Raw genomic sequence first — 17,935 nt, 5'->3', positions numbered from 1 at the left:
ACGGCACAGTCGAGGTCGAGAGGCCCCGGCCACGCCCAAAAGTGAGGCGCGGCCGGGGCCTTCGCGTTTTTGGGCGGCCTCAGGCGTCTGTCGGCTCGGCTTGCGGCGAATCCCGCCGTTATTCGCCGCATGTTGTGCGGTGGATAACTCGAACGTTCAGCGAGCACCGGCAACAAAAAACCCCGCGCCTTCGCAGGTCGCGGGGTTTTTCTTTTCGCAGCAAGGAAGCCGCACAACGGCCCTTACTGGATCTTCGCCTTGTCGCGCAGTTGCTTCTCGAATGCGAGCAGCTTTTGCTGCTGCAGTTGCTGCATGATCTGCGGGCGCACCTGCTCGAGCGGCGGCGGCGCGATGTCGCGAATGTCGTCCACGCGGATGATGTGCCAGCCGAACTGCGTATGCACCGGCGCATCGGTGATCTGGCCTTTCTGCAGATGCGTGGCGGCATCGGCGAATTCCGGCACGTAGGCCTTCGGGTCCGACCAGTCGAGATCGCCGCCGTTCTTCGCCGAACCCGGATCCTTCGAGAATTGCTTCGCGAGATCTTCGAAGCTCGCGCCGCCCTTGATCTTCGCGATCAGGTCCTTCGCCTGCTGCTCGTTGTCCACGAGGATGTGATGCAGGTGATATTCCTTGCCGGCCGCTCCTTGCGTGAGCTTGTCATACATGGCCTTGACTTCGGCGTCGCTGGGCGGGTTGCTCTTGAGGAAGTCCTCGATCCACGCATGCAGGACGACCTGCTGCTGCGCCATCGCCAGTTGGGCCTTCACGGCCGGGCGGTTCGGAATCCCGACGCGCGCCGCTTCCTGCATCAGCACCTGGCGATTGATGAGTTCCTCACGCACGGCCTTTTCCAGGTCCGGCGTGTCTTGCTGGCCCTGGGCCACGACCTGGGCGATCAGCGCGTCGGCCTGCGACTTCGGAATCGGCGTGCCGTTCACGACGGCGACGTTCTGCGCAAAGGCGGGAGCCGCCGCGAACGCAGCCAGCAACACCCAGAGACGGGTTTTCTTCAAGGTCATCGAAAAATCCTGAGGGGCGAACTAAAAAGTGGGGCTTAGCGGGGCTGCGCTGCCGCCTCTTCGGGCGTGAGCGCGGTGATTGCGAGCGCGTGAATGCCGCGCTGCATGGCTTCGGCCAGCGCATCATACACCATGCGATGCCTTGCTACGCGGGCCTTCCCCGCGAATGCGGCCGCAACGATCGTGACGTGATAATGGCCGCCCGCGGCGGCGCCGGCATGGCCCGCATGCTGTGCGCTGTCGTCGCGCACGGCGATCGATTCGACGGGCGCGAGCGCGGCCGAAAGGCGGGTTTCGATCAGCGCCATGCGCTCAGCCGGGCTGGCATGGAGAAATACGTCGCTCATTCTTCTTCCTTCATGTAACGCGAGAGCCACAGGCTCTGGCCGACGATGAACACGACGAGAATGCCCGTCGCGCCAAAGAGCTTGAAGTCGACCCACGCATCGGTGGAGAAGTGGTACGCGACGAACAGGTTGAGGATGCCGAGCAGCGCGAAAAAGATCGACCAGATGAAGTTCAGTTGCGTCCAGATGCGCGGCGGCAGGGTGATCTGCTTGCCCATCATCGCTTCGATGAGGTTCTTGCCGAACACCACCTGCGAGACCAGCAGCACGACCGAGAAGGCCCAGTAGAGGACCGTGGGCTTCCACTTGATGAAGGTCTCGTCGTGCAGCATGAGCGTGGCGCCGCCGAACACGACGACGATGCCCAGACTCAGCCACAGCATGGGGTCGACCTTGCGATGGCGGAAGGCGACCCACGCGATCTGCGCGAGCGTTGCGACGATCGCAACGGCCGTGGCCGTGAAGATGCCCCACACCTTGAAGGCGACGAAGAACAGGATGATCGGGAACAGATCAAACAGAAATTTCATATCGGCCTGGAAGTTGACAAAATGAGCCGCAAAAAGAGGGCGCGACGCGCTTGATCCTGCGTCACACCCCGCGCGAGCGGGCCTCGCTCGCGTTCACTTGGGCTCGAATTGTAGCGCAGCCGAATTGATGCAATACCGAAGGCCGGTCGGGGCCGGGCCGTCCTCGAACACGTGTCCCAGGTGCGCGCCGCAGTTCTTGCAGCGCACTTCGATGCGCAGCATGCCGTGCGAGCGGTCGGTGCGCTCCTCGATCACCTCGCCGTCGATCGGACGGAAGTAGCTGGGCCAGCCGCATCCGGCGTCGAATTTCGTGTCCGACTCGAAGAGCGGCGTGCCGCAGCACACGCAGTCGTACACGCCGCGCTCGGTGTGATCCCAGTACTTGCCCGTGAAGGGGCGTTCGGTCGCTGCGTGGCGCGTGACCTGGTATTGCGTGTCCGAGAGCTGCTTGCGCCATTCGGCGTCGCTCTTGTGACCGGGGTACGCGTCGGAGTTGTGATCGTCCTGGCTCATGTCGGTTTCCTGTGGGTGACAAATGCGGGGGCAATTGCGCGGGGAAATGCGATGTCACGAAGAGCAACTGACTTCGAGCGAGCTCGCCCAGTCGGGCGGCAACGCGGCGTAGCCTTCGTGCTCGGGCTGCTCGTCGAACGGGTGCTTGAGCACGTTTGCGAGCCGTTCGACTTCGCTAAAATCTTTCTGCGCGGCGCGCTCGATCGCGGTTTGCGCGAGGTGGTTGCGCAGCACGTATTTCGGGTTCACGCGATTCATCGCCGCGGCGCGTGCGGCGTCGTCGCGCGTTTCGCGTGCGAGGCGCGCGCGATAGTCGAGCGCCCACGCATCGAACGCGGCGCGATCGAGAAACAGGTCGCGCACGGACGTGTCGCCGTGCGCATCATGCTTCGAAACGCGCGCAAGGTGGCGGAACGTCAGCGTGAAGTCGGCGCGGTTCGCATGCATGATTTCGAAGAGGCGATCCGCGAGTGCGTCATCGCCTTCGTGCGCGTGCTCGAGGCCGAGCTTGGCGCGCATGCGCATTTCCAGTGCGGGCGCGAAGTGCCCCTTGAAGCGCTCGAGCACCGCTTGCGCGTCGGCCACGCAACGCTCGCTGCGCGCTTTTTCGTCGGCGATTTCGTAGTGCGCGCCAAAGAGCGGCAGCAGCGCCTGCGCGAGGCAGAACAGGTTCCAGTAGCCGATCTGCGGCTGCATGCGGTAGGCGTAGCGGCCCTGCGAATCGGAGTGATTGCAGATGTGGTTCGCGTCGAAGCCGTCGATGAAGCCGAACGGGCCATAATCGATGGTGAGGCCGAGGATCGACATGTTGTCGGTGTTCATCACGCCATGGCAGAAGCCCACGGCCTGCCACTCGACCATCAGCGCAGCCGTGCTGCGCACCGCTTCGTCGAGCAGCCCGAGATACGGATCGTCGGCTTCGCGCAGATGCGGGTAAAGGCGGCCGATCACGTGATCCGCGAGCGCGCGCAGCGCTTCTACATTGTCGTGCGAATAGAAGTGCTCGAAGTGGCCGAAGCGCACGAAGCTCGGCGACACGCGCGTGACGACCGCGGCCGTTTCGAGTTCTTCGCGCCGCACCGGCTGGTCGGAACCGGTCACAGTCAGCGCGCGCGTGGTGGGAATGCCGAGGTGATGCATGGCCTCGGAGCACAGGAATTCGCGGATCGACGAGCGCAGCACCGCGCGGCCGTCGCCCATGCGCGAATACGGCGTGCGTCCCGCGCCCTTGAGTTGCACTTCGTGGCGCTTGCCCGCGTGCTCGATCTCGCCGAGCATGAGCGCGCGCCCGTCGCCTAGCTGGCCGGCCCAGACGCCGAACTGGTGTCCCGAATAGACGCTCGCATACGACATCGTCGTAGGCGTGCGCTCGCGCGTGAAGTTGCCGCTGAAATACTCGGCGAATGCCGGATCGCCCACCACTGAGGCATCGAGTCCGAGCAGCGCGGCCGTCTCTTTCGAGAAGCCGACCACGTAGGGCGCTGGCAGCGGCGCACCGGGCAGCCGGGTATGGAAGGTCGCGCCAAGGGCCGCGAACGTGTCGTCGCGCGGCACGCCGAGCGCGCGTTCAAAGTCGGCGAGCGGGCCGCTTGCCGGCGCGCGCGCGGCGGTCGAGCCGCCATGTGATGAATCGGTTTGGCCTGGTGAAAACGACATGTTGAGCGCCTGTTGAATAGCCGATATTGTAAGTCCGCGCCCGCGGGCGTGCAGGAGACGGCCCGAACCCGTGCCACACGCGCTTTTGCGGCTTCCGGCATGCTGTGCCAAGACCGCGAGCACTGCGCCATCCCATACAAAATTCTGGCATTCGAGTCGAGGAGACCGCTGACCATGACCGCGACGAACGCGCCGTTGCTGGGACGCATGATGGACGTGCCGCTTCTCGTGTCGTCGTTGATTGCGCACGCGGCGCGCCATCACGGCAGCACGCAGATCGTGTCGCGGCGCATCGAAGGCGATCTGCATCGCTATACATACCGCGAATGCGAAGTGCGTTCGAAGCAGCTCGCGCAGGCGCTCGTCGCGCTGGGTGTCGAGCCGGGCGAGCGTATCGGCACGCTGGCGTGGAACGGCTATCGGCACCTCGAAGCCTACTACGGTGTGGCCGGCTTCGGCGCGGTGTGCCACACGATTAATCCGCGCCTCTTTCCCGAGCAGATCGCGTGGATCGTCAATCATGCCGACGATCGCTACGTGCTGTTCGACCTCACCTTCGCCGCGCTCGTCGACACGCTCGCGCCGCAATGCCCGCAGGTGCGCGGCTGGATCGCGCTGTGCGACGAGGCGCACCTGCCGGCGATGCAAACGCCGGTGCTCAGCTACGAAACGCTGCTCGCGGCGCAGGACGGCCGCTTCGCATGGCCCTTGCTCGACGAGCGCAGCGCGTCGAATCTCTGCTACACCTCGGGCACCACGGGCAATCCGAAGGGCGCGCTCTATACGCACCGCTCGGCGGTGCTGCACGCTTATGGCGCGTCGATGCCCGATGCAATGGGGTTTTCCGCGCGCGACGCCATGCTGCCCGTGGTGCCGATGTTCCATGTGAATGCATGGGGCGTACCGCATGCGGCGCCGCTTGCCGGCACGAAGCTCGTGCTGCCCGGCAAGGATCTCGACGGCAAATCGCTCTACGAACTCATGGAAGCGGAGGGCGTGACCTGCTCGGCCGGCGTGCCGACGGTGTGGCTCGGCCTGCTCGCGTACATGCGCGAGGCGGGCGTGAAATTTTCCACGCTCAATCGCACGGTGATCGGCGGCTCGGCTTGCCCGCCCGCCATGCTGCGCAGCTTCGAGGACAACTACGGCGTGCAGGTGATCCACGCGTGGGGCATGACCGAGATGTCGCCGCTCGGCACGCTCTCGAAGCTGAACTGGGAGCAGACGCAGCGCCCGCTCGAGGCGCAACGCGCGTTGCTCGAAAAGCAAGGGCGCGCGATTTTCGGCGTCGACATGAAAATCGTCGGCGACGATGGGCGCGAGCTGCCCTGGGACGGCGTGGCGTTCGGGGATCTGTACGTGCGCGGACCCTGGGTCATCGAGCGCTACTTCAGGCAGGAAAGCGACTCGCCGCTCGTGGACGGCTGGTTCCCGACCGGCGATGTCGCGACCATCGACCCCGATGGCTTCCTGCAAATCACCGACCGCAGCAAGGACGTGATCAAGTCGGGCGGCGAGTGGATCAGCTCGATAGAACTCGAGAACATCGCGGTGGCGCATCCGGCCATCGCGGAGGCGGCCTGCATCGCCTGCGCGCATCCACGCTGGACCGAGCGGCCGTTGATCGTCGCGGTAAAGAAACCGGGTGCCGATATCACGCGCGAGCAACTGCTGGCGTTTTTCGAAGGCAAGGTGGTGAAGTGGTGGCTGCCCGACGACGCCGTGTTCGTCGACGAGCTTCCTCACACGGCCACCGGCAAGCTGCAGAAGCTCAAGCTGCGCGAGCGGTTTCGCGATCATGTGTTGCCGAGTGCCCTCGAGTCGGGCGGCCAGTGCCCGGCCGAGCCGATCTAGCGCCCCGGATGCACCCGAACGAAACGCAGCCTCCGGCTGCGTTTTTTGTTGGCCGGTCGATTTCGCATGGGGCAGAGGATTGGTACAAACCCCGATGCCTTGTGCGCAGCAACAAATTGAACGAACGTTCTTTTTTAGGTATTCTGCGTGTGAACCGGGAATGCCGGACAATGAAGCGGCCGGCGCATGTGCGGCGAGTCAGGCGACTCCCGCGAGACACAACGCGGCCCGCAAGCACGGAGGCAGGCAAATGGCAGTGGATTACACGACTCGCGACGGCGTTGCCGTCATTACGCTCAACAATCCGCCCGTCAACGGACTGGGGCATTCGACCCGGGTCGGCATCGTCGAGGGACTGGCGCGCGCCAACAGCGATCCGGCCGTCTCGGCCATCGTGATCACGGGCGCCGGCAAGGCCTTTTCGGGCGGCGCCGACATCACCGAATTCAACACGCCCAAGGCGACCCAGGAGCCCACGCTCCACACGGTCATCAAGGAAGTCGAGAAGAGCGCCAAGCCTGTGGTGGCCGCGATTCATAGCGTGGCGATGGGCGGCGGTCTCGAACTCGCGCTCGGCGCGCACTACCGCGTCGCGGCGCCCGGCGCGCAGATCGCGCTGCCCGAGGTGAAGCTCGGCATTCTGCCGGGCGCGGGCGGCACGCAGCGCCTGCCGCGCGCGATCGGCCTGGAAGCCGCGCTCAACATGATCGTGAGCGGCACGCCGGTGCTCTCGGAAAAGCTCGCGAATGCCGGCCTTTTCGATGCCATGGCTCAAGGCGATCTGCTCGATGAGGTCATCGCCTTCGCGCGCCAGGCCGCCAGCAAGCCGGGCCCCCATCCGCTCGTGCGCAACCGCAAGATCGAGCATGCGAACGCCGAAGGCTTCCTGCAGTTCTCGCGCAATACCGTTGCGGCGATGTCGAAGAACTATCCGGCTCCGCTGAAGTGCGTGGACGCCATCGCCGCGGGCGTGAAGCAGGGTTTCGATAAAGGCCTCGCGTTCGAACGCGAATGTTTCGTCGAACTCGTGCAGACGCCCGAGAGCCGGGCGCTGCGCCACGCGTTCTTCGGCGAGCGCGCCGCGAGCAAGATCCCCGACGTGCCTTCGAGCACGCCCACGCGTGAGATCCAGAAGGTGGCGGTGATCGGCGCGGGCACGATGGGCGGTGGCATCGCCATGAACTTTCTCAACGCCGGCGTGCCGGTCACGCTGCTCGAGACGAAGCAGGAAGCGCTCGATCGCGGCCTCGCGACGATACGCAAGAACTACGAAGCCCAGGTCAAGAGGGGCAAGCTCACGGCGGAGAAGCTCGAAGCGCGCATGGCGTTGATCCGCCCGACGCTGACCTATGACGATCTCAAGGAAGCCGACCTCATCATCGAAGCCGTGTTCGAAGAACTCGGCGTGAAGGAGCAGGTGTTCAAGCGCCTCGACGAAGTCGCGAAGGCCGGCGCGATTCTCGCGTCGAACACCTCGACGCTCGATGTGGACAAGATCGCGGCGTTCACGAAGCGTCCGCAGGATGTGGTGGGTCTGCACTTCTTTAGCCCTGCCAACGTGATGAAGCTGCTCGAAGTCGTGCGCGGCAAGGAAACGGCAAAGGACGTGCTCGCGACCGTGATGCAGGTTGCGAAGAAGATCCGCAAGACGGCCGTGGTGTCGGGCGTGTGCGACGGCTTCATCGGCAACCGCATGATCGAGCAGTACATCCGCCAGGCGCTTTACATACTCGAAGAAGGCGCGCTGCCCGCGCAGGTCGATCGCGCGATCGAAAAATTCGGCTTCGCGATGGGCCCATTCCGCATGAGCGATCTCGCGGGCAACGACATCGGCTGGGCGATCCGCAAGCGCCGCTATCAGGAAAAGCCGGAGATCAAGTATTCGAAGGTCGCCGACCGCCTGTGCGAACAGGGCCGCTTCGGCCAGAAGACCGGCGCGGGCTGGTACGACTACAAGGCGGGCGAGCGCAACGCGCTGCCTTCTAAGCTCGTGGACGAGATGATCGTCGCGTACTCGAAGGAAGCGGGTGTCGAGCGCCGCAAGATCGGCGACGAGGAAATCGTCGAGCGCCTCGTGTACGCGCTGGTGAACGAAGGCGCGAAGATCCTCGAAGAGGGCATTGCGTCGAAGGCGTCGGACATCGACATGGTCTACCTCACGGGCTACGGCTTCCCGCTGTGGCGCGGCGGCCCGATGCTCTACGCGGACGCGGTCGGCCTCTACAACGTGGCGCGCGCGATCCGCGGCTATGCGCAGCAGCCGAACGGCGACGCATGGCAGATCGCCTCGTCGGTTGCCGAACTGGCCGATAAGGGCGGTACGTTCAACTAAGCACCCAGACACATATTCGGACGAACATCATGAGAAGCGCTGAAGACGTGCTCCTGCTGATCGACCTGCAATACGACTTCATGCCGGGCGGAGCGCTTGCCGTCGCGCACGGCGACGAAGTCGTGCCGCTCGCGAACCGGCTCGCGCAAGACTTTCAGCACGTCGTGCTCACGCAAGACTGGCACCCGGCGCAGCACGTCTCGTTCGCGGCCGGGCACGCGGGGCGCAAGCCCTTCGAGACGATCGCGCTGCCTTACGGCGAGCAGGTGCTGTGGCCGACGCATTGCGTGCAGGGCACCGAAGGCGCCGCGCTGCATCGCGATCTCGCCGTGCCGCACGCGCGCGCGGTCATCCGCAAGGGACATCACGCACATGTCGACAGCTACTCGGCGTTTCTCGAAGCCGACCGCACGACGTCCACCGGGCTCGCGGGCTATCTGCGCGACACGGAGGTGAAGCGCGTCTACTGCTGCGGTCTTGCGACCGATTATTGCGTCGCGTGGTCCGCGCTCGATGCGCGTGCCGCCGGCTTCGAGACCGTGCTGATCGAGGACGCCTCGCGCGCCATCGACTTGCACGGCTCGCTCGCCGCCGCGTGGCAGCAGTTGAGCGCAGCGGGCGTGAAGCGCGTGCAAATGGCCGAGGTGCTGAGCGGCGCGGTCTGATGAGCGTTCGAAATCTATCTGATTCGCAGGATCAACACATTCGCAAGGGATCGCATGTCGAGCTTCGATGCTTGATGCGATTGACTGGAGACACACATGACTGATGCCGTAATCGTTTCTACCGCCCGCACGGGCCTCGCCAAATCGTGGAAAGGCGCGTTCAACATGACCCATGGCGCCACGCTTGGCGGTCACGTCACGCAGGCCGCCGTCGAGCGCGCGAAGATCGACCCCGCACGTGTCGAAGACGTGATCATGGGTTGCGCGAACCCCGAGGGCGCCACGGGCACCAACATCGCGCGCCAGATTGCGCTGCGCGCTGGCCTGCCGGTCTCGGTGCCGGGCATGACCGTGAACCGTTTCTGTTCATCCGGACTCCAGACGATTGCGCTCGCCGCGCAGCGCGTGATCGCAGGCGAGGGCGATGTGTTCGTCGCCGGTGGCGTGGAGTCCATCTCGTGCGTGCAGAACGAGATGAACCGCCACATGGTGGTCGAAGGCTGGCTCGGCCAGCACAAGCCAGAAATCTACTGGAGCATGCTGCAGACCGCCGAGAACGTTGCGAAGCGCTACGAGATCTCGCGAGCGCGTCAGGACGAATATGGCGTGCAGTCGCAACTGCGCGCGGCGGCGGCCCAGGCTGCGGGCCTCTTCAACGATGAAATCGTGCCGATGACGGTGCTCGCCGGCGTGGTCGACAAGGCCTCGGGCCAGCTCGTCACGAAGGAAGTGACGATTGCCGCCGACGAAGGCATTCGCGCCGACACCACGCTCGAAGGCGTGTCGAAGATCCGCACGGCGATGCCGGGCGGCGTGATCACGGCGGGCAACGCGAGCCAGTTCTCGGACGGCGCGAGCGCCTGCGTGGTGATGAACGCGAAGGTTGCCGAGCGCGAAGGACTGCAGCCGCTCGGCATTTTCCGCGGCTTCGCCGTGGCCGGTTGTGAGCCCGACGAAATGGGCATCGGCCCCGTGTTCGCCGTACCCAAGCTCCTCAAGCAGGCCGGCCTCAAGGTGGAAGACGTCGGCCTGTGGGAATTGAACGAAGCGTTTGCGGTGCAGGTGCTCTACTGCCGCGACAAGCTCGGCATTCCCGCAGATCGCCTGAACGTGAACGGCGGCGCGATCGCGGTGGGCCATCCGTACGGCGTCTCGGGCGCGCGCCTCACGGGCCATGCGCTCATCGAAGGCAAGCGCCGTGGCGCAAAGTTCGTGGTGGTGACGATGTGCATCGGCGGCGGGCAGGGCGCGGCGGGGCTGTTCGAAATCGCCTGATCGCGCTGTGGCCGCTGGCCCAGGCAGGTATCATGACGGCTGGATTGCGCCCGCGTGGCGCGTCCGCCGTTCAAGACTGACTGAAAAGGTGAACACGTGATTCGTCATATCGTGATGTGGAAGTTCAAGGAATCAGCGGAAGGCGCAACGCGTGCCGAGAACCTCGCGAAGTTCAAGACGATGCTCGAAGGTTGCCGCAATCTCGTGCCGGGCACGTTGCATCTCGAAGCCGGTCTTGCCGAGCCGGGCCTCGCTTCGACGTTCGATCTCGTGCTGCTCTCCGATTTCGCCGACCGGACTGCGCTCGACGCCTACCAGGATCACCCCGACCACCAGATCGTGAAGGACTTCGCCAGGCGCGTGGTCGAGGCGCGCCAGTGCGTCGATTACGTGCTCTGAAGACTGTGGAGAATTCGAGCGCAACCATGACCGGTACCACGGATACAACGCAGGGCGATGCATCGAGCCAGCAGCCCATCATCGAAAGCCCGTTTGTCGATCATCTCGGCGCGCAGCTCGTGAGCGCGCGCGACGGCGCGAGCGAAGTGCTGCTTTCGCTCGCCGAGCGGCATATGAATACCTGGGACGTAGCGCACGGCGGCGTGACCATGACGCTCGCCGACATCGCACTCGCGATGGCCGCGCGCAGCGTCGCCGCCGACGGTGTGGGCGTCGTCACCGTCGAAATGAAAGTGAACTTCATGCAGCCCGGCCGCGGCGAGCTGCGTGCCTATGGCCGCGTGCTGCATCGCTCGACCACGATGGCTTATTGCGAAGGCGAGATTCGCGACAGCGAAGGTCACTTCGTGGCGAAGGCGCTCGGCACCTTCAAGTACATGCGCCGTCTCGCAGTGGGCCGCGACGTGACGCGTCAGCGCCTGCGCAGCGACCCCAACGCAAAACCCGGTCCGAGCGACGGCTGAACGCCGCGCCCGATGTACCTCGGGCACACAAGCCGCATGCGTGTTTTCATTTGCTGGGCGTGTGCGACTCCACTCCGCTCCGCTCCCAACCCGCGCGGTGCAAGCCGCGACGACACACCCGAACGCCATGACTCAATCCAATCGTCAGATTCTGCTCGTCTCGCGCCCGGAAGGCGCGGCTAGCGTCGATAACTTCCGCCTCGTCGAAACGCCGCTCGCGCCGCTTGCGCAAGGTCAGGTGCGCGTGCGCAATCACTGGCTTTCGCTCGATCCATACATGCGCGGCCGCATGAACGACAGCAAGTCGTATGCAGCGCCACAGCCGCTCAATGAGGTGATGATCGGCGGCACGGCGGGCGAAGTGGTCGAATCGCTCAACCGCAAGTTCAAGGTTGGCGACCAGGTGGTCGGCATGGCCGGCTGGCAGGAGTACGGCACTTCGGACGGCAGCGATCTGCATGTCGTCGATACGAAATACGTGCCGCTGGCCGCGTATCTGGGGCCGGTGGGCATGCCGGGCGTCACGGCCTGGTACGGGCTGAACCGCATCATCGCGCCGCAGGCCGGCCAGACCGTGGTGGTGAGCGCGGCGAGCGGCGCAGTGGGCAGCGTCGTGGGCCAGCTTGCGAAGCGGGCGGGCTGCCGCGCCGTGGGCATCGCGGGCGGCGCGGAAAAGTGCCGCTATGTCGTGGAGACTCTCGGCTTCGATGCATGCGTCGATTACAAGGCTGGCGATCTCTACCAGCAACTCAAGGCCGCAACCCCGCAGGGCGTGGACGGCTATTTCGAGAACGTTGGCGGCGACGTCCTCAACGCCACGCTCGCGCGCATGAATGCCGGCGGGCGTATCGCGGTGTGCGGCATGATCGCGGGCTATGACGGCGAGCCGATCCCGCTCAAGCACCCGCAATTGTTGCTCACGCAACGTCTGCTTGTGCAAGGCTTCATTGTGACTGAGCACCTGGACGTCTGGCCGAAAGCGCTCACCGAACTCGGTACGCTGGTCGCGAAGAAGCAACTGGCCTATCGCGAGAGCATTGCCGAAGGCCTCGAGAACGCGCCCACGGCGTTCCTTGGCATGCTCAAGGGCCAGAACTTCGGCAAACAGCTCGTCAAGCTCGTTTGACGCCTTTGCAGCATTAACGATCAGGTGAGGAAGCGCAATGTCTGACCCGTTTCAATTCGAAGGCCGGGTGGCCGTCATTACCGGCGCGGCGAGCGGCTTTGGCCGCGCGTTCGCGCAGCAGGCCGCGTCGCTTGGCATGAAACTCGTGCTCGCGGACGTGGACGCGCTCGCGCTAGACGAAACCGTTCAGGCGCTGCGCGCCCAGGGCACCCAGGCGATCGGCTTGCGCACCGACGTGCGTGACCCGGCGCAGGTGGACGCGCTCGCTCAGGCGGCGCTCGATGCCTATGGCAAGGTCCATCTGCTCTTCAACAATGCAGGCGTGGGCAGCGGCGGCTTCGTGTGGGAAAGCAGCGCGCGGGACTGGGACTGGGTGTTCGGCGTGAACGTGATGGGTGTCGCGAACGGCTTGCGCAGCTTTACGCCCAACATGCTCAAGCAGGGCGAGCGCGCGCATATCGTCAACACGGCCTCGGTGGCGGGGCTGCTCGCGCCGCCCGCAATGGGCATCTATAACGCGTCCAAGCACGCGGTGGTTGCGCTCACCGAGACGCTTTACCACGACCTCCGAAACGTGAGTGCTCAGGTGGGCTGCTCGCTCCTGTGCCCCGCGTTCGTGCCGACGGGCATCGCCAACGCCGAGCGCAACCGGCCTGACGATATGCGCAACGAAGCGCCTCCCACGCGCTCGCAGCAGGCCGCCGATCTGCAATTGCAGCGCGCGGTGCGCTCGGGCCGCCTCACGGCCGACGATGTCGCGAAAGTCACTTTCGACGCGGTGCGCGAAGGGCGCTTCTACATCCTCACGCATCCGGGCATACTCCCTTCCGTGAAGCTGCGTCACGAAGACATCGAGACGTTGCGCAATCCCACCGATCCGCTCTCGCTCAAACCCGAAGTGAAGAACGCGCCGGCTTGACGATACCCTTGCGGGCACGGCCGGCGTTCGAGCGGAACCTTCAATCGACAGACTCATGCCGCTCAACGCGAAGATCGCTTTAGTGCTCGACATGGTGGCCCGCGCGGGCCGCACGCCTTATCACGAAATGACACCGCAGCAAGCGCGCGCGTCGTATGAAAAGAGCGCGTCGGTGCTGGAGATCGCGTCCGCGCCGATGCACTCGGTCGAGGACCTGCAAGTGCCCACGCGCGACGGCGAGACGATCCGCGCGCGGCTCTATCTGCCGGTCGAGCCGCAGTGGTCCGAACCCTTGCCAGCGCTCGTCTATTACCACGGCGGCGGCTTCACCGTGGGCAGCGTCGACACGCACGACGCCTTGTGCCGCATGTTCGCGCGCGACGCGCGTTGCGCGGTGCTTTCGGTCGATTACCGGCTTGCACCCGAACACAAGTTCCCGACTGCCGTGAACGACGCGTTCGACTCCTATGCATGGCTGCACGCGCACGCGGCCGAATTCGCGATCGACGAGACGCGGCTCGCCGTGGGCGGCGACAGCGCGGGCGGCACGCTCGCGACGGTGTGCGCGGTGCTCGCGCGCGACGCGGGCATGCCAGCAGTGCTGCAAATGCTGATTTATCCGGGCACGGGCTCGCACCAGCAAACGGCATCGCACAAGCGCCTCGCCATCGGCTACCTGCTCACGGAGCCCACCGTGCAATGGTTCTTCAATCACTACGTGCGTGATGCGTCCGATCGCGACGACTGGCGTTTCGCGCCGCTCGACGGCACGCATGGCGCGCCCGATTTTCACGGCGTGGCGCCGGCGTGGATCGCGGCAGCGGAGTTCGATCCGCTCGTCGATGAGGACGAAGCCTATGCGCAGAAGCTGCTCGCCGCCGGCAACGAGGTCACGCTCGTGCGCTTTCCCGGCATGATCCACGAGTTCTTCAAGATGGGCGGTTTCGTGGACGAGGCGCGGCGCGCGCAGGCGCAAGCCGCACAAGCGTTGCGCGCGGCATTCGGCATCGACGATTGATCAGGCGGGTGGGCCGCCTGGCTTCAGCGCGCCGCGCTTACCGTGAAGCGTTCATGGCGCTCGAATGCGCCGGGCCGCACGATGCGGTGCGAGCCGTCATCGTCGCTGCGCTCGCTGGCTTCCACGCTCAACTGGCCGCCATTCACGCGCACGCGCAGCGCCGTCGTGCCACGTGTGCCGTATTCGGGTGTCTCGATGAAGGCCGCCGAAAGCGCGCGCTCGCGCTCGAGCGGAATGCCCGTCGCGGGTAATTCACTGTCGAGCGCGATGCGCGGGTCGCGCATCAATTCGATCAGGCGTTCGAGTGGCACATCGGGACCATCAGCAGCGAGTTCGGCAAGCCCTGCGCGCTTGTGCACGAGCTTTGGCCACGGCGTGTCGAGCACCGCGTTGGAGATGCCGTGGGTGCCCTCGGGCAGCAGCGCGGGCATGCGCTCGCCTCGGTTGCAGTACCAGGCCAGCTCGCGCCGCTTCCAGTCGCCGATGACCAGGTTGAAGCCGTTATACATTTCGCCGTCGCGCGCGACTTCGGCGAGATAGGCTAGCGGCGTATCGGGGATATCGATCCCGGCACCTTCGGAGCCGGCTGCCAGCCAGCGCGAGACGAGCGTGCCGCGCGTGGGGGCGTCGGGGCGCATCTCGTGCGGCGCGCGGTAGTTGGTGAGCGCCGCGAAGCGGCCACCACGTGTCATGCCGAGCCAGGTGCCGCCGCCCATGAGATCGCGGCCTGCGAGCACGTCCGGCGCGTCTTGCCACCACTGCATGGGATCGGCGGTGCGACGCAGGAATTCGTCGCGGTTCGCGGCGAGCGTGAAGAGCGCGCCATCGGTCGCATGCGGCCGCCAGTCGAAGACGATCAGGCACATCGCGCGCGGCCTCCGCTGCGACCCGCAAAAACGAGGCGCGGCGCGAACTGCGTCGTCACAGGACTCTTTGCCAAGCCGTCACACCTCGGACGGCAGTGCGTACGGCAGCGGCAGGATGCGCAGTGCGGGGCCGTCACCGGCGCCCAGATGCACGCTGCCCGATTCGAGCGCCGCGAGCTTGATCTCCGCGAGCAGATCGACGCCACCTTCGGGCGCTGCCGCCGCGTTCACGATCATGCCGCACGGCTGGCTCGGGTCGTCGGAATGGAACAGCTCCGCGCCCGCGCGCGCGGCGTCGGTCCCGGCTGCGACGCTCGCGAGCGCGGTGCGGCGCTTGATCGTGCCGCGATACTGGCTGCGCGCCACGATTTCCTGGCCCGGATAGCAGCCCTTCTTGAAGTTTACGCCGCCGAGCACGTCGTAGTTGACCATCTGCGGGACGAATTGCTCGCTCACGGCTTGAGTGATGCGCGGCTCGCCCGCGCGGATGTCGAGCCAGTCCCACACCGCGGGCGAGACGGGCTTGAGCACGTCCTGGAGCGAGGCGAGCTTCGCCTCCACGGCGTCTTTCGGACCAACCCACAGATAGCGCAGGCGCCCGAGCGCATCGGGCACGCGGATCAGCGTGCCGGCGGGATCGTCCACCTTCACGTGCACGCCGTCGGGCAGCGCGTCGAATACGCGCGCGAGCGCGCCGCGCACATCACCCGCGAGGCCCACCACGAGCAGTTTGTCGCTGTCGTCGGTGAGCCTGGCCTTGGCGCGCAGCACGAACATCGAGAGACGCTTTTGCACGCTCGCCTGGACATCCTTCGAAACCAGCAGGCGGATCGTGTCGCCCGTCTTCCATGTGAGGAACGAGGCGAGCAGTCGGCCCTTGGGCGAGCAGTAGCCGGCGAGGCGCGCGCCGGTCACGTCCAGATGCTGGATGTCGTTCGTGAGCTGGCTGTGCAGGAAGCTGGCTGCATCGTCGCCATTGGCGTCGATTACGCCGAATTGCGGCAGGATCGCCCAGGCGCCTCCCTTGAGGACGGCGTCGAACTCATCGGCGGCAGGCGCCGCGATGGAATGCGTGTCGGGGGAATGCGTGTCGTGGGATGCGAGCGGAGCGTTCATGGATTCGGGGAACAGTCAATCCTGACTTTAGCGAGGGCAAGCAGTTATTATATGAGGTCCGCCTGAGTCACGTTACGCATGTCCCTCCTCAAGAAATGCCTTGTTGCCGGCGCCGGCCTCGTCGTGCTTGGCGCCGTCGCAGCGGGTAGCGTCTGGCGCTGGGCGACCTCGCCCGTGGCGCTCGCCGTCCCGCAACTCGATGTCACCATCAAGCCGCACAGCTCCGTGCGCAGCGTCACTGCCCAGCTGCGCCGCGGCGGCGTGCCGGTCCAGACCGATTTGTTCGTGCTGATGACGCGCGTGCTCGGCCTGCAAAGCCAGCTCAAGTCCGGCAACTACGAATTCAAGGCCGGCGTCACGCCCTATGAGGTGCTGCAGAAGATGGCGCTCGGCGACGTCAACGAGTCCGTGGCGACCATCATCGAAGGCTGGACGTTCAAGCGCATGCGCGACGAGCTCGATACCAATCCGGCGCTGCGCCACGATACTGCCGGCATGAGCGACGCCCAACTGCTGGCCGCGATCGGCGCGCCCGCCGCGCCGCAGGGCAGCGGAGAAGGGCTGTTCTTCCCGGACACCTATTTGTTCGACAAGGGCTCGAGCGATCTGGATGTCTACCGCCGCGCCTACAAGCTCATGCAGACGCATCTGAACGAGGCGTGGGCCGCGCGTGCGCAGGGCTTGCCGCTGAAGTCGCCCTACGAGGCGCTCACGCTTGCCTCGCTGGTCGAGAAGGAGACCGGCAAGGCCGGCGACCGTCCGCTCGTGGCGGCCGTGTTCGCGAACCGGCTCAAGGTAGGCATGCCGTTGCAGACCGATCCGTCGGTGATCTACGGGCTCGGGGTGAACTATACGGGGCGGCTGCGCAAGAGCGATTTGCAGACCAACACTATCTACAATACCTACCTGCGTCCCGGGTTGCCGCCGACGCCAATTGCACTGCCGGGCGTCGCCGCCCTGCAGGCTGCGCTCAATCCTGCCTCGACCCCTGCGCTGTATTTCGTGGCGCGTGGCGATGGCAGCAGCGTTTTTTCTGACAATCTCGTCGACCACAACAAGGCCGTCGACAAGTACATCCGGGGTAATTAAATGGCGCGGGGCCGATTCATCACGTTCGAGGGCATCGACGGCGCGGGCAAGACCACGCATCTGGCGTGGTTTCGCGAGCGGCTCGAACAGAAGCTGGGCGCCTCGGGCCGCTCGGTGGTCATGACGCGGGAACCGGGCGGCACGCCGCTGGGCGAAAAGCTGCGCGAGATCCTGCTGCACGAGCCGATGGACCTCGAGACCGAGGCGCTGCTGATGTTCGCCGCGCGCCGCGAACACCTCGCACGCGTGATCGAGCCGGCGCTTGCGCGCGGCGACTGGGTGCTCTCGGACCGTTTCACCGACGCCACTTTCGCCTATCAGGGCGGCGGCCGGGGCTTGCCGCGCGACAAGCTCGAAGCGCTCGAGCGCTGGGTCCAGGGCGGATTTCAGCCCGATCTGACCGTGCTGTTCGACATCGAGCCCAATACGGCGAGCGAGCGCCGCGGCGCCGCGCGCGAGCCGGACCGCTTCGAGAGCGAAACCGACGCATTCTTCGCGCGCACCCGCGCCGAGTATCTGCGCCGGGCTGAGGAAGCGCCGTACCGCTTCGCGATCGTCGACTCGTCGCAGAGCATCGATGAGATTCGTGAGAAGCTCGAAAAAGTCATCGCAACGCTTTGATAAAAAGCGTTATTTGCTGCTCTGATGGTTTATAGAGTTCGCGCGGGTTCTCCGAAATACCGC

At 65.4% G+C, this 17,935-nt stretch carries 18 protein-coding genes; 11 read left to right on the top strand and 7 right to left on the bottom strand.

Annotation, left to right across the window (positions count from 1 at the left end; genetic code table 11):
• Nucleotides 1-242: 242 nt before the first annotated feature.
• The 5 genes from P5W99_RS07860 to P5W99_RS07840 form a co-directional block, all read right to left on the bottom strand.
• Nucleotides 243-1,022 carry a peptidylprolyl isomerase gene (locus tag P5W99_RS07860; protein ID WP_421024010.1) on the bottom strand — a complete coding sequence of 260 codons (780 nt, stop codon included), beginning with the start codon at nucleotides 1,020-1,022 and terminating at the stop codon, nucleotides 243-245.
• Between the two features lie 35 nt (nucleotides 1,023-1,057).
• Nucleotides 1,058-1,369: a BolA family protein gene (locus tag P5W99_RS07855; protein ID WP_213295460.1), complete on the bottom strand. Its 312-nt coding sequence runs from the start codon at nucleotides 1,367-1,369 to the stop codon at nucleotides 1,058-1,060.
• Nucleotides 1,366-1,899 carry a septation protein A gene (locus P5W99_RS07850; protein ID WP_421024009.1) on the bottom strand — a complete coding sequence of 178 codons (534 nt, stop codon included), beginning with the start codon at nucleotides 1,897-1,899 and terminating at the stop codon, nucleotides 1,366-1,368. The genes P5W99_RS07855 and P5W99_RS07850 overlap by 4 nt, the downstream gene beginning before the upstream one ends.
• A 93-nt stretch (nucleotides 1,900-1,992) precedes the next feature.
• Nucleotides 1,993-2,412, bottom strand: coding sequence for a peptide-methionine (R)-S-oxide reductase MsrB (gene msrB, locus P5W99_RS07845; RefSeq protein WP_213295467.1), 420 nt, complete (start codon nucleotides 2,410-2,412; stop codon nucleotides 1,993-1,995).
• A gap of 54 nt (nucleotides 2,413-2,466) precedes the next feature.
• Nucleotides 2,467-4,068 carry a protein adenylyltransferase SelO gene (locus tag P5W99_RS07840; protein ID WP_421024008.1) on the bottom strand — a complete coding sequence of 534 codons (1,602 nt, stop codon included), beginning with the start codon at nucleotides 4,066-4,068 and terminating at the stop codon, nucleotides 2,467-2,469.
• A 174-nt stretch (nucleotides 4,069-4,242) separates the two neighbouring features.
• Between P5W99_RS07840 and P5W99_RS07835 the strand changes: the two genes are divergently transcribed.
• The 9 genes from P5W99_RS07835 to P5W99_RS07795 all read left to right on the top strand — a co-directional run bounded on the left by P5W99_RS07835 (nucleotide 4,243) and on the right by P5W99_RS07795 (nucleotide 14,180).
• Complete coding sequence (locus P5W99_RS07835; protein WP_421024007.1) at nucleotides 4,243-5,922, top strand: 3-(methylthio)propionyl-CoA ligase; 1,680 nt, start codon at nucleotides 4,243-4,245, stop codon at nucleotides 5,920-5,922.
• Nucleotides 5,923-6,172: 250 nt separating this feature from the next.
• Complete coding sequence (locus P5W99_RS07830; RefSeq protein WP_434660168.1) at nucleotides 6,173-8,254, top strand: 3-hydroxyacyl-CoA dehydrogenase NAD-binding domain-containing protein; 2,082 nt, start codon at nucleotides 6,173-6,175, stop codon at nucleotides 8,252-8,254.
• A 29-nt stretch (nucleotides 8,255-8,283) separates the two neighbouring features.
• The gene (gene pncA / locus P5W99_RS07825; protein ID WP_421024005.1) at nucleotides 8,284-8,919 is read left to right on the top strand and encodes a bifunctional nicotinamidase/pyrazinamidase; all 636 of its coding nucleotides are present in this window, start codon (nucleotides 8,284-8,286) and stop codon (nucleotides 8,917-8,919) included.
• A 96-nt stretch (nucleotides 8,920-9,015) separates the two neighbouring features.
• Nucleotides 9,016-10,194 (top strand): acetyl-CoA C-acyltransferase, encoded by a 1,179-nt coding sequence (locus P5W99_RS07820; protein ID WP_421024004.1) that lies wholly within the window; start codon nucleotides 9,016-9,018, stop codon nucleotides 10,192-10,194.
• A gap of 96 nt (nucleotides 10,195-10,290) precedes the next feature.
• Complete coding sequence (locus P5W99_RS07815) at nucleotides 10,291-10,593, top strand: Dabb family protein (RefSeq protein WP_421024003.1); 303 nt, start codon at nucleotides 10,291-10,293, stop codon at nucleotides 10,591-10,593.
• Between the two features lie 26 nt (nucleotides 10,594-10,619).
• The gene (locus P5W99_RS07810) at nucleotides 10,620-11,117 is read left to right on the top strand and encodes a PaaI family thioesterase (protein ID WP_413185975.1); all 498 of its coding nucleotides are present in this window, start codon (nucleotides 10,620-10,622) and stop codon (nucleotides 11,115-11,117) included.
• A gap of 127 nt (nucleotides 11,118-11,244) precedes the next feature.
• Entirely contained in the window at nucleotides 11,245-12,243 is a 999-nt protein-coding gene (locus P5W99_RS07805; protein WP_421079504.1) for an NADP-dependent oxidoreductase, read from the top strand.
• 37 nt (nucleotides 12,244-12,280) lie between these two features.
• Nucleotides 12,281-13,162: an SDR family oxidoreductase gene (locus P5W99_RS07800; RefSeq protein ID WP_421024001.1), complete on the top strand. Its 882-nt coding sequence runs from the start codon at nucleotides 12,281-12,283 to the stop codon at nucleotides 13,160-13,162.
• Between the two features lie 55 nt (nucleotides 13,163-13,217).
• A complete protein-coding gene (locus P5W99_RS07795) occupies nucleotides 13,218-14,180 on the top strand; it encodes an alpha/beta hydrolase (protein WP_421024000.1) in 963 nt (320 codons plus the stop codon).
• Between the two features lie 23 nt (nucleotides 14,181-14,203).
• Here the strand turns inward: P5W99_RS07795 and P5W99_RS07790 are convergent, their stop codons facing one another.
• Together P5W99_RS07790 and P5W99_RS07785 are read right to left on the bottom strand one after the other, a co-directional pair.
• Nucleotides 14,204-15,046, bottom strand: a complete 843-nt coding sequence (locus P5W99_RS07790) for an NRDE family protein (protein WP_434660165.1) — start codon at nucleotides 15,044-15,046, stop codon at nucleotides 14,204-14,206.
• A gap of 78 nt (nucleotides 15,047-15,124) precedes the next feature.
• Nucleotides 15,125-16,162 carry a YgfZ/GcvT domain-containing protein gene (locus P5W99_RS07785; RefSeq protein WP_434660163.1) on the bottom strand — a complete coding sequence of 346 codons (1,038 nt, stop codon included), beginning with the start codon at nucleotides 16,160-16,162 and terminating at the stop codon, nucleotides 15,125-15,127.
• A gap of 78 nt (nucleotides 16,163-16,240) precedes the next feature.
• On the opposite strand from P5W99_RS07785, the gene mltG reads away from it, so the two are divergent.
• Both mltG and tmk read left to right on the top strand, forming a co-directional pair.
• The gene (gene mltG / locus P5W99_RS07780; protein ID WP_421023997.1) at nucleotides 16,241-17,251 is read left to right on the top strand and encodes an endolytic transglycosylase MltG; all 1,011 of its coding nucleotides are present in this window, start codon (nucleotides 16,241-16,243) and stop codon (nucleotides 17,249-17,251) included.
• Nucleotides 17,252-17,872, top strand: coding sequence for a dTMP kinase (gene tmk / locus P5W99_RS07775; RefSeq protein ID WP_421023996.1), 621 nt, complete (start codon nucleotides 17,252-17,254; stop codon nucleotides 17,870-17,872).
• Nucleotides 17,873-17,935: the final 63 nt, after the last annotated feature.

The sequence above is a fragment of the Paraburkholderia sp. A3BS-1L genome (assembly GCF_051125215.1).
Lineage (GTDB): Bacteria > Pseudomonadota > Gammaproteobacteria > Burkholderiales > Burkholderiaceae > Paraburkholderia.
Note: the sequence above shows the minus strand (reverse complement) of the source record. Positions and strands in the feature narration are given on the sequence as shown.

What these genes read in the sequence shown, in the direction of transcription:
- P5W99_RS07860 (WP_421024010.1), bottom strand. Translation starts at nt 1,022, where the DNA reads ATGACCTTGAAGAAAACCCGTCTCTGGGTGTTGCTGGCTGCGTTCGCG.
- P5W99_RS07855 (WP_213295460.1), bottom strand. Translation starts at nt 1,369, where the DNA reads ATGAGCGACGTATTTCTCCATGCCAGCCCGGCTGAGCGCATGGCGCTG.
- P5W99_RS07850 (WP_421024009.1), bottom strand. Translation starts at nt 1,899, where the DNA reads ATGAAATTTCTGTTTGATCTGTTCCCGATCATCCTGTTCTTCGTCGCC.
- msrB (WP_213295467.1), bottom strand. Translation starts at nt 2,412, where the DNA reads ATGAGCCAGGACGATCACAACTCCGACGCGTACCCCGGTCACAAGAGC.
- P5W99_RS07840 (WP_421024008.1), bottom strand. Translation starts at nt 4,068, where the DNA reads ATGTCGTTTTCACCAGGCCAAACCGATTCATCACATGGCGGCTCGACC.
- P5W99_RS07835 (WP_421024007.1), top strand. Translation starts at nt 4,243, where the DNA reads ATGACCGCGACGAACGCGCCGTTGCTGGGACGCATGATGGACGTGCCG.
- P5W99_RS07830 (WP_434660168.1), top strand. Translation starts at nt 6,173, where the DNA reads ATGGCAGTGGATTACACGACTCGCGACGGCGTTGCCGTCATTACGCTC.
- pncA (WP_421024005.1), top strand. Translation starts at nt 8,284, where the DNA reads ATGAGAAGCGCTGAAGACGTGCTCCTGCTGATCGACCTGCAATACGAC.
- P5W99_RS07820 (WP_421024004.1), top strand. Translation starts at nt 9,016, where the DNA reads ATGACTGATGCCGTAATCGTTTCTACCGCCCGCACGGGCCTCGCCAAA.
- P5W99_RS07810 (WP_413185975.1), top strand. Translation starts at nt 10,620, where the DNA reads ATGACCGGTACCACGGATACAACGCAGGGCGATGCATCGAGCCAGCAG.
- P5W99_RS07805 (WP_421079504.1), top strand. Translation starts at nt 11,245, where the DNA reads ATGACTCAATCCAATCGTCAGATTCTGCTCGTCTCGCGCCCGGAAGGC.
- P5W99_RS07800 (WP_421024001.1), top strand. Translation starts at nt 12,281, where the DNA reads ATGTCTGACCCGTTTCAATTCGAAGGCCGGGTGGCCGTCATTACCGGC.
- P5W99_RS07795 (WP_421024000.1), top strand. Translation starts at nt 13,218, where the DNA reads ATGCCGCTCAACGCGAAGATCGCTTTAGTGCTCGACATGGTGGCCCGC.
- P5W99_RS07790 (WP_434660165.1), bottom strand. Translation starts at nt 15,046, where the DNA reads ATGTGCCTGATCGTCTTCGACTGGCGGCCGCATGCGACCGATGGCGCG.
- P5W99_RS07785 (WP_434660163.1), bottom strand. Translation starts at nt 16,162, where the DNA reads ATGAACGCTCCGCTCGCATCCCACGACACGCATTCCCCCGACACGCAT.
- mltG (WP_421023997.1), top strand. Translation starts at nt 16,241, where the DNA reads ATGTCCCTCCTCAAGAAATGCCTTGTTGCCGGCGCCGGCCTCGTCGTG.
- tmk (WP_421023996.1), top strand. Translation starts at nt 17,252, where the DNA reads ATGGCGCGGGGCCGATTCATCACGTTCGAGGGCATCGACGGCGCGGGC.